Annotated in this window: 7 protein-coding genes and 1 pseudogene; 4 read left to right on the forward strand and 4 right to left on the reverse strand. The window is 61.4% G+C overall.

The window, feature by feature from the left end:
• Positions 1-715: 715 nt before the first annotated feature.
• Both NKJ55_RS27410 and NKJ55_RS27415 read left to right on the forward strand, forming a co-directional pair.
• Positions 716-1,015: a Y4lK-related protein gene (locus tag NKJ55_RS27410; protein ID WP_023722911.1), complete on the forward strand. Its 300-nt coding sequence runs from the start codon at positions 716-718 to the stop codon at positions 1,013-1,015.
• Positions 1,016-1,453: 438 nt separating this feature from the next.
• Positions 1,454-2,782: pseudogene (locus NKJ55_RS27415) on the forward strand (ISNCY family transposase); the annotation flags it as partial.
• A 755-nt stretch (positions 2,783-3,537) separates the two neighbouring features.
• Here the strand turns inward: NKJ55_RS27415 and NKJ55_RS27420 are convergent.
• Positions 3,538-3,756, reverse strand: a complete 219-nt coding sequence (locus NKJ55_RS27420) for a hypothetical protein (protein WP_352452598.1) — start codon at positions 3,754-3,756, stop codon at positions 3,538-3,540.
• A 553-nt stretch (positions 3,757-4,309) separates the two neighbouring features.
• Between NKJ55_RS27420 and NKJ55_RS27425 the strand changes: the two genes are divergently transcribed.
• Together NKJ55_RS27425 and NKJ55_RS27430 are read left to right on the forward strand one after the other, a co-directional pair.
• Positions 4,310-4,738 (forward strand): insulinase family protein, encoded by a 429-nt coding sequence (locus NKJ55_RS27425; RefSeq protein WP_352452599.1) that lies wholly within the window; start codon positions 4,310-4,312, stop codon positions 4,736-4,738.
• A gap of 40 nt (positions 4,739-4,778) precedes the next feature.
• Positions 4,779-5,837: a class I SAM-dependent methyltransferase gene (locus NKJ55_RS27430; RefSeq protein ID WP_352452600.1), complete on the forward strand. Its 1,059-nt coding sequence runs from the start codon at positions 4,779-4,781 to the stop codon at positions 5,835-5,837.
• Positions 5,838-6,234: 397 nt separating this feature from the next.
• Here NKJ55_RS27430 and NKJ55_RS27435 read toward each other — a convergent pair whose 3' ends face one another.
• From NKJ55_RS27435 to NKJ55_RS27445, 3 genes are all read right to left on the reverse strand, one after another.
• On the reverse strand, positions 6,235-7,653 hold the full coding sequence (locus NKJ55_RS27435) for an FAD/NAD(P)-binding protein (RefSeq protein ID WP_352452601.1): 1,419 nt from the start codon (positions 7,651-7,653) through the stop codon (positions 6,235-6,237).
• On the reverse strand, positions 7,650-8,825 hold the full coding sequence (gene ssuD, locus NKJ55_RS27440) for an FMNH2-dependent alkanesulfonate monooxygenase (RefSeq protein ID WP_352452602.1): 1,176 nt from the start codon (positions 8,823-8,825) through the stop codon (positions 7,650-7,652). The genes NKJ55_RS27435 and ssuD overlap by 4 nt, the downstream gene beginning before the upstream one ends.
• Positions 8,826-8,858: 33 nt before the next feature.
• Positions 8,859-9,529 (reverse strand): acyl-CoA dehydrogenase family protein (locus tag NKJ55_RS27445; protein WP_352452603.1); only part of this gene is annotated, 671 nt, incomplete at its 5' end.

Raw genomic sequence — 9,529 nt, forward strand, 5'->3', positions numbered from 1 at the left:
ACCTCTAACCGGCGTCATTCAATGCGGACGCGGAACCGGCCCGATTTTGCGGCGCAGAGCCAGAGGCGGCGAGGCGGCCGCCCAGGTCCCAGGCCGGTTGGCTCCAAATCGCGCTAGGTCGTGTAGATCAGGTTTGTACACACCACTTAGCTATACGCGGGGGGCGATAATGCCATCGAAGAACAAATGGCGCAGGTATTGGGTATCGATCCGTCGGAGCACCCAATCCCGCCCGCAACGCGGTTCGCAGCCATCTCGACCGATTGGTGGACTCCTGACTGCGGGATCTAAGGAGCTTTTCCTAGCCTATAGCTAAATGGAAAGACGCCCATCCCCTCGATTGAGCCAACCCAGACCCAACCTACTGGACTCCAGAGCGAAAAGAGCGCGTGCGGCTCGTGCGACTTGTGGGGAAAAGGAAATGGCGCCTCGGCATGACTGACTCCGACTGCCTGAGCGCCGGCTTTCAGTGCGCGCAAGGGGAGCGTTCCGGTGGCCAATGCTGCTGTTGGAACGGAGCAGGTGGGTTGTTCTAGCAACACGGTTGAGTGTCCGGGGTGCCAACAATGAACAAATGCGCAGGAACACTCGATCCGCGCCTTCTGCAGGCCTGCCTACAACCTGTGCAAGTGCACAGGTAGCGAAGGTGCGCGCATTCAAGCACGTTTGAGCGTCGGCGCAATTTCCATGCCGACCACCAACGGAGATATCTGCGATGACCAGCAACATGCGGCTAATGAAAGCGAGCGAGATTCCCGCCTTCGTCGACAAGGTGATCGAGGCTGGCTGTGATATCTGTGCGATCGGTCACTTAGGCTATTCACTGGGCGATGTTGACGGGAAGGTACCCTGGCGCAAGGTAAAAAGAATCGTGGAAGAGTTTGGCGATCGTGATCACCTGCTACCGGAGATCGTTGCCTATCTTCGCTCGATAGGTCGGTACATAGAACTCACGTCGTCGACAAACGACGGCCGGAGACCGCACAAAACAGGCACTCGAAATTGGAACGCATAAAGGACGGGTCGGATACGATTGTCGAATCCGGCTCCTTCACCGACATGACGAGCTCGACTTCCGGACGGGTATTGACGCCAATGAGCTGTGGATTCCCAACAGGGCAATAACCTGGTCTTCTCGTACTGGGCACCACGGACAAGGGTCGGTCAGCCCCCCAGTGGCATTGCGATGTGCTGTCGTTTCTGACTCTGGCACCATAGTTCAACCCGATAACCGCAGTTTACTGAGAGAATCCACAACTTCGTAGCTGCGGCAGGAGAGAACCAAGCAACAGCTAGAAAACCGCCGCCGAGTTCCATAATATGCGTTATGCAACTTTAAGTTGTAGCAGCTAAGTTAAAATGTCCGGATCTGGCAAAGTAGGAATGTCGCTCCTGCCTTGCCAATCTGCCCGCATTTGAGAGCGCGGGAGATTGCAGATTGGGACTGGTTCTGATGAGCGAACGCGAGCTGCGGCGTATCGAGGTTTTGTCGAAGATTGTTGAGCGGCGAATGACGAGCGTTGCGGCGGCAAGCTTGCTCGGCGTTTCAGTTCGTCAGATCCAGCGGCTGTTGAAGACGTTCCAGGCGGATGGCGCTGCGGCTCTCCGGCACAAGGCGCGTGGCCGGCGTTCCAACAATCGCATTGTCGATGGTGTTCGCGACTTCGTGCTGGAGCTGATCCGCGAACACTACATCGACTTCGGTCCAACGCTTGCCCGCGAGAAGCTGATCGAACGGCATCAGCTCGCGGTCAGCAAGGAGACGCTGCGCAAGTGGATGACGGAGGCTGGAATCTGGACGTCGCGCCGTGAACGCAAGCAGCGGCTGCATCAGCCCCGCGGGCGACGAGACTGCCTGGGCGAGATGGTGCAGATCGACGGCTCGCATCACTGGTGGTTCGAGAACCGCGGTCCCAAATGGGCCCTGCTCGTCTTCATCGACGATGCGACCGGCAAGCTCCTGCATCTGCGCTTTGCGGGGTCGGAGAACACGTTCGATTATTTCCATGCTGCCAAGGCGTATCTGCGGCACTGGGGCAAGCCGCTTGCGTTCTACAGCGACAAGCATGGCATTTTCCGAACGACCCATGGTTCCGAGAAGGATAGAAGCAGCGGCCTGACGCAGTTCGGCCGGGCTCTTTATGAGCTCAACATCGATATCATCTGCGCCAACACCCCACAGGCCAAGGGTCGCGTCGAGCGCGCCAACCAAACGCTCCAGGACCGGCTTGTGAAGGAGTTGCGCCTGCGCGACATCAGCACGATCGAGGCGGCCAACGCCTATGCGCCCGATCATGAGAATCTGGACGGCGCCATGTGTCGCAAGGAGATTCGCACGCTGTCTCAGGCTTTGACGCTGCGCTACGACAAGGTGCTTTTCATTCTCGATCCGACCGATACCGCAAAGCGACTTGCCCGTAAAAAGGTCATCGTCTGCGACTATCCCGCTCGCCTTGAGGTCACTCACGACGGCATTAGCCTGCCCTACAGAACCTTCGACAAGCTGCGTTCAGTTCACAGATCGGAGATCGTCGAGAACAAGCGGCTTGATGCCGCCCTGGAACTGGTCGCCCAGATGCAGGCTGGCCGGGAGCTTCATCGCAGCCAGCGCGGGCCGCGGCGCACCGGACAGACGAACCACATGTTCGGCATTCCCGATGGCAGCCAGAGCAATGGCTATGTGAAGCGTGGCCGCAAGCCCGGCAAGAAGGCGGATTTCACAAAGGACCCCGCAGTCGTCGTGCGGCGTGAGCAGGCGCTTGCCAGAATGCCGGCAGCCAAGGTCGAGAGCCAGGCCGTCAAAGTCGATCTGACGCTCACGGAGAGCGATAGGCATCGTATTGCGGATGTCCTCGCAGTGCTGGACGAGTTTCCAATCAACCGGAAGGCTCAACCGACAACGGAAGCCGGCTTTTAGCTCGACGAGGGCCACGCGGCTCTCAAAGCTAAAGCCGAGGGAGATCTACTGGATCGCCCCCGATCGGGCTGCGCAACCCCGACCAGCTGACGCCCGATCGGGCGCTCACGTCGCAGCCGGCAGCACCGTTATGCGACATTTCTACTTTGCTGACATCGCGACATTCGAACTTGGTTGCAACAAGTTGTAGCAGCTAAGTAAAATATCCTGATCTGCCAAAAATAGGAATGTCGCTCCTGCTTGTGCCTTGCCACTCTCTCGCCTTCGAGAGCGGGGAGATTGCATCTTGGGACGTTTAAGGGGTGGATTTTCGTTTAAACGGTTCAAATGGGCGGTCGTCCGCCAGCAACTTCTCCTTGCTAAGTAATCCGGCATTCTCGAAGGCCTCGCGCCAGTTCGAGGCGCATTCATATCCCCCTCCGCAGCAGCACGCGCAAGCATCGTCACAAGCCCCGAGCCGCTTCGCGTTCGGCGCTGTCCAATTTCCGACAATGTCGGATACGCAACGTAGCAGGGTCAGATCTACCAGACTGCGTATAAATGGTTTTCTCATTTGGCACGGTACATGCACCATCATCCGCAAACACGTGCCCGACGAAAGAAGACGTCGCATGATCACCTCACCAAAACATACCGCCGCCGCGGAACAAATCACTTCGCCCCGAACCTTGCTTATCGTCCGTCCCGTCACCACAACCGGAGCCATCCGCTTCGTCTTCGACGGCGGCACCACGCAGGACTCGGCTGACAAGGAGGGACTGGCCAATTTGATGACCGGCCTGTTCGACGAGGGCGCCGGCGATCTCGACAGTGATGCCTTCCAGGCGACGGTTGACCATGCCGGGGCCGAGATGAGCTTCGACGCGCAGCGCGACGGCATTTATGGCAGATGCGCATGCTGCCCGAACGGAAGGACGCCGCCTTCGATCTGCTCAGGCTCGCGCCTAACAGCCCCCGCTTCGACCAGGAGCCCGTCGACCGCATCCGCGCCAAGCGGCGCAGAATCTACGGCACGCATCCTTATTCGAGGCCGGACGAGGGGCACCAAGGAGAGCCTCGCCGGCATAACGCCGGTCGATCTAGGCGCCCTCCACAAGGCCGCTTTCGTCGGTGACGGGCTGCACGTAGCGGTCGTCGGCGACATTGATGCCAAAGGCCTGAGTGAAAGGCCCCACGACTCGGTCGGCGATTTGCCTCAGAAGCAGGCGATCGCGCCGGTGGCCGATGTCGCCCCGAGCTCGGCCGGCGTAATTGGTCGCCTACGACCCGCCGCAGACTTCGCTGCAGCTTGTTTTTCCCGGCATCGGACGCAGCGACTCGGAACTCTAAGCCGCACAGCTGATAAGCAAAATACTCAGAGGCTCGCCATTTACCTCACGTCTGTTCCAGGAAGTGCGCGAAAAGCGCGGCCTTGCTTACGGTATCCATTCCAGCCTGAAAGACCACCAGCATTCCAATGCGCTTGTCGTGACCACGGCGACGCGCGCCGACAGGGCGGCCGAGACGCTCGGGCTGATACGCCACGTGATCAGGGAGTTGGCGGAAACAGGGCCGACAGAGGCCGAGCTAAAAGCGAGCAAGAAATATCTGATCGGCACCTATGCTACCAACAATCTGGATTCCTCCAGTTCGATTGCAGCCACGCTTGTCGGGTCTTGGCATCGGCTACACCAGTGCCGCGCCGCCCTCATCGATCGACCAAGTCGAGGCAGCGGCGAAGAAGCTGCTTTCGGCCGAACCCGCCATTATGGTGGTCGGCCCGCGCGTGGACGCCAAAGAATGGGCCCGGGCTCCAATTTCGCCATTCTTCTCCCCTTGTGAGGCTTTTACTGGGAGAGATCGAGCCCAAAGGGAGATTCCGATGTCTGAAGCGAGTCAGGAAAAGTTGGACGCATTCTTGGGGAAAATGGTCGGCGATCTCGGTGCGATCGCTACGGGCGCGGCTGTCTTGCTAGGCGACAGACTCGGCCTGTTCAAGGCATTGCGCGAAGGCGGCAAGATGACGGCCGCCGAACTTTCGACACGCACCGGTACCCAGGAGCGCCTTGTAAGGGAATGGCTTTCCGGGCAGGCGGCGGCGGGCTACGTCGACTACGATGAAGCCAACGACCAGTTCTATCTCAACGCCGAGCAGGAGCTGGTGTTCGCCGATGAAAATAGCCCGGCCTTCATGGCTGGCGCATTCGAGTTCCTATCCGCGCTGTGGCTCGACGAAGAAAAGGTGAGGCAGGCATTCCAGTCCGGTAAGGGCGTTGCATGGCACGATCATAGCGCGTGTCTGTTTCGCGGTACGGAACGGTTCTTCCGTCCAGGCTATAATGCCAATCTGATCGACTCCTGGCTGCCGGCCCTGGAGGGCGTAGTCGAGAAGCTCGAACGCGGCGTGGATGTCGCGGATGTCGGATGCGGTCATGGCGCATCGACGGTGCTCATGGCACGTGCTTTCCCCAATTCGCGCTTCGTCGGCTTCGATTATCACGCCCCTTCGATCGAGCGCGCCCGCAAGGCCGCCGAGGAAGCCGGCGTCGGCGCCAACACGCGCTTCGAGGTCGCGGCCGCCAAGACCTATCCCGGCACCTATGACCTCGTCGCTTTTTTCGATTGCCTTCACGACATGGGCGACCCGGCGGGCGCCGCCACCCATGTCCACGGGTCGCTCAAGCCGGATGGCACGTGGATGATCGTCGAGCCGTTCGCGCATAATCATCTAGCGGCGAACCTCAATCCCGTCGGACGCGTTTACTATGCCGCTTCCACGTTCGTGTGCACGCCCGCGTCCCTGTCGCAGGAAGTCGGGCTCGGGCTTGGCGCCCAGGCCGGCGAGGCGAGGCTACGCAAGGTGGTGACCGGCGGCGGCTTCAAGCGATTCCGTCGCGCCACGGAGACGCCGTTCAACATGGTGCTGGAGGCCCGTCCCTAGCGCGGCCGTCGCTAGAAATTGCAGCTCATCGCTTTATGGTGAAGATCGTCGTCAAAATCCGAACTCACAGTTATCGACAAATTTTCAGAGGCGTCACTCCCCTGACATCCGATTGGAGTTGTTAGAAGCCAACAGTAGTTGAAGGCACACGCAGCCAAGCTCGTCGCCTAGAGTAGTTCGGTGCTCTCCGAGAATCCAACTCCGAAGACCGTACTCCGCGCAAACGCGCAGTTTCTCCACCTGAACTTGGGCGACTTCGGCGGCGTCGGCGACAAACGCGAAAAGCGCCAGGAGCGGCACTGCGACCAATGGCCCTTTCATAAACCTCGAATGCGCTTTCAATCTTGGCGATGCGTTCCGTCAGTGTGATCTGAAAAGACTCATGCTAATCACAGCTTCACGACGCCTTGCGACGCAACGCCGTTTGGTATCCCAACCATTGGTGAATTTCGGCGGCGATGCGCTCGGCATGTGCGGTGACTTCGGGAATTCCCATCAGTTCGCCGACGCTGCCTCGCGCCAGTGGCCCGCTGACGAAAATGCTGTCGGTCGGGCGCCCGGATGTGCCGACCGCACGGCCTTGGCTGTCGGTCTCCAAACCAAGACCAATCGGGTCGAGCCGGACCAATCCCATCCGCTCGAGCGCCGCAATCGCCGTGTTGGTCCGCAAGATATCGGCGTGCGCCGGTCCGGTCGTCACGATCACACTGTCGAAAGCATCGACAACGAGGCTGCGTTGGCCACGCAGCCGCTGCCTGACGCGAATGCATCCGTCTACCTGTTCGGCGCCGACAATCGATGCGGCGCTATAGGAAAGCCTGCCCTCGGCAACGCGGCGATCGAGCACGGCCGCGATCTGTGGCGCAACGCGGAAGCGATGCACATCCCACAGCGCGCGAAGGTGACGCACAACCTGGCGCTGCTCGGCTAGCGGCAAGGCCTGCCAGATGGCCTGTCCCTGACGCCGGACGGCATCGAGCACCGGGTGCCAGTCTTCGCCCTGACGCTTGGCATCAAGAATCGTGGCCCGGATGCGCCTGAACAGTGCCGTTGCGCTGCGTGAAGGAAGGGTCGTGAAATCGCCAATTGGATCGGCCAGCATCGCGGCTTGGCCGCGCGAGCGATAGCCGTGGCGTGACTGCGCGACGATGTGGCCACGATGCCCCTTGCGGTCGAGCGTTGCAATCACGTCCGCCGACGTCAGTCCGGTGCCCACGACCAGGACACGGTCGTCGCGGCCGATCGCTTCCAGCCTCTCGAGATCATAGGGATTGGCCACCAGCCCGGCTGTGCCAGCCACGGACTTCAGGGGCATCGGCAAGGCCGGCGGCGGATGCGTCGTCGCAATCACCACGGCGTCGGCAGCGAGCGTCCCGCCATCAGCGAGGATCAGACGGTAGCCCTCGCCGGTGCGCTCGACCGATGCGACGGCGGACCTGACATGGCGGATCGTTTTGCTGAGAAGGGAGGGCCGGAGATGAGATTCCACATAGCGCCCGAAAACGCGACGCTGCGGGTAGAGTGCCCCGTAGGCGGCAATAGCCTCGGCATCGTCTACAATGGCTCTGGTCAGCTCCAGCCAGTCGGCAAAGTGGCTGTCCTGCCCGGAGATCAGCGACATTCTCGACGCCGGCACATTGATGCGATGTGCCGGATCGGCCGTGGAATAAGCCAGACCATAGCCGAGCCCCTCGCGGGGCTCGACGACCACGATATCGGATGCACCGGCCGGGAGCAGTCGCGCCAGATGAAACGCAGTCGCCGCACCTGAAAAGCCGCCGCCGACAATCGCTATGATCGGTGCGCTGGCGCTCAAGACTGGCTCGCGCGCAGCGCCGACGGGCGATGGTCGCCGGCCACGGTTTCGCCGAAGGGGCCCATGTTGACGGCCGTCGGCCGCGTTGAGATCTCGTGATCGAGTGGCAACTGCGGCAACACAAGTTCGCCGAAGCGATAGGCTTCCTCCAGATGCGGGTAACCGGACAGGATGAATGTATCGATGCCTATGCGCCGGTATTCATCGATCCGTGCCGCCACCGTAGCCGCATCGCCGACCAGTGCGGTGCCCGCACCGCCGCGCACCAGGCCGACGCCAGCCCACAGGTTCGGGCTGATTTCCAGCTTGTCGCGGCGGCCGCCATGCAACCGGCTCATACGCGACTGGCCAACCGAGTCCATGCGCGCGAACACCTTCTGCGCCTCGGCGATCGTCTTGTCGTCCAGACGGCTGATCAGCCGATCGGCATCGGCCCAGGCTTCGTCATTGGTTTCACGGACGATGACATGCAATCGGATGCCAAAGCTCACCGCGCGTCCCGCCTTCTCGGCAAGGCCGCGCACATGGTCGACCTTTGCGGCGACATCGACCGGTGGTTCGCCCCAGGTCAGATATTTGTCGATCTGCTCGGCGGCGACTGCATTCGCCGCCTCCGACGAACCACCGAAATAGAGCGGCGGATGCGGCGTCTGCACAGGCGGGAACAGCAGCCTTCCGTCCTCGATGCGGAAGTGCTTGCCTTCGAAGGCAATGGTCTCGCCGCTGAGCACGGCCTTGTAGATATCGAGGAATTCCCGCGTCACCTCATAGCGCTCGTCATGGCTGAGGAAGATGCCGTCGCCCTTGTTCTCGACCGGGTCGCCGCCGGTGACGACGTTGATGAGCAGGCGCCCGCCCGAAATGCGGTCGAGCGTCGAGGTCATCCGCGCGGCAAGCGTCGGCGATTGCAGGCCCGGCCGCACCGCAACGAGGAAGCGGAGCCGCTGCGTCAACGGCGCCAGCGCCGACGCCACGACCCAGCTGTCCTCGCAGCTTCGGCCGGTCGGCAGCAGCGCGCCGTAATAGCCGATGGCGTCGGCGGCCTTGGCGACCTGGGTCAGATAGGGCAGGTCGACCGCCCTGCCCCCCTCGGAGGTGCCGAGATAGCGGCTGTCGCCATGGGTCGGGAGAAACCACAGGACCTTGATCCTGTCGGGGATGGCAGTGCTCATGAACAGTCCTTTGTGACTTTACGGCGTTCTCGCTCAGCTCCAGGCGTGGAGCGGCGGATTGACGTCGTTCAGGTAATAGTTGCCGAGGATCGCGTATTTCCAGCGCACCGGATCGTGCAGCGTGTGGGTTCGGGCGTTGCGCCAGTGCCGGTCGAGATTGTGCTCGGCCAGTGTGGATCGCGTGCCGGCGAGTTCGAACAGTTTGTTGGTGGCGTTGATGGCGATCTCGGTGGTGAGGATCTTGGATTCGGCAACCGCGATCTGCGCTTCCGCGACGGTCTTATCGTTCGGATCGGCCACGGCGCGGTCGACCGCCAGCCCTGCCTTGTCCAGAACGGCCTGCGCCGCATTGGCCCGCAGGCGAAGGTCACCGACGGCCTGGATAGTGTAGGGATCCTGCCAGGCATGATCGACGCCGCTGTCGATCCACGCGCGCGACTTGGTGCGCACGAAGCTGACGGTTTCGTCGATCGCCGCGTTGGCGATGCCGAGATCGACAGCAGCCTGGATGATCTGGAAGATGGCGCCGTCGGCCGTCGCCCGGTCATAGCCCTTGTAGCCGGGGACGAGATGCGTCTTCGGCACTTTCACATTGTCGAGCAGGACTGTGCCGGACAGCGTCGTCTTCTGGCCGAAGCTCGACCAGTCGTCGATGACCGTCAGTCCGGGCGCGCCGCGATCGGCGATGGCATACCAGGCCCGGC

This window comes from Mesorhizobium sp. M0106, assembly GCF_040322715.1.
GTDB lineage: Bacteria > Pseudomonadota > Alphaproteobacteria > Rhizobiales > Rhizobiaceae > Mesorhizobium.

Excerpts from the sequence above, each read along its gene's own strand:
- NKJ55_RS27410 (WP_023722911.1), top strand. The coding sequence starts at position 716 with ATGACCAGCAACATGCGGCTAATGAAAGCGAGCGAGATTCCCGCCTTC.
- NKJ55_RS27420 (WP_352452598.1), bottom strand. The coding sequence starts at position 3,756 with ATGGTCAACCGTCGCCTGGAAGGCATCACTGTCGAGATCGCCGGCGCC.
- NKJ55_RS27430 (WP_352452600.1), top strand. The coding sequence starts at position 4,779 with ATGTCTGAAGCGAGTCAGGAAAAGTTGGACGCATTCTTGGGGAAAATG.
- ssuD (WP_352452602.1), bottom strand. The coding sequence starts at position 8,825 with ATGAGCACTGCCATCCCCGACAGGATCAAGGTCCTGTGGTTTCTCCCG.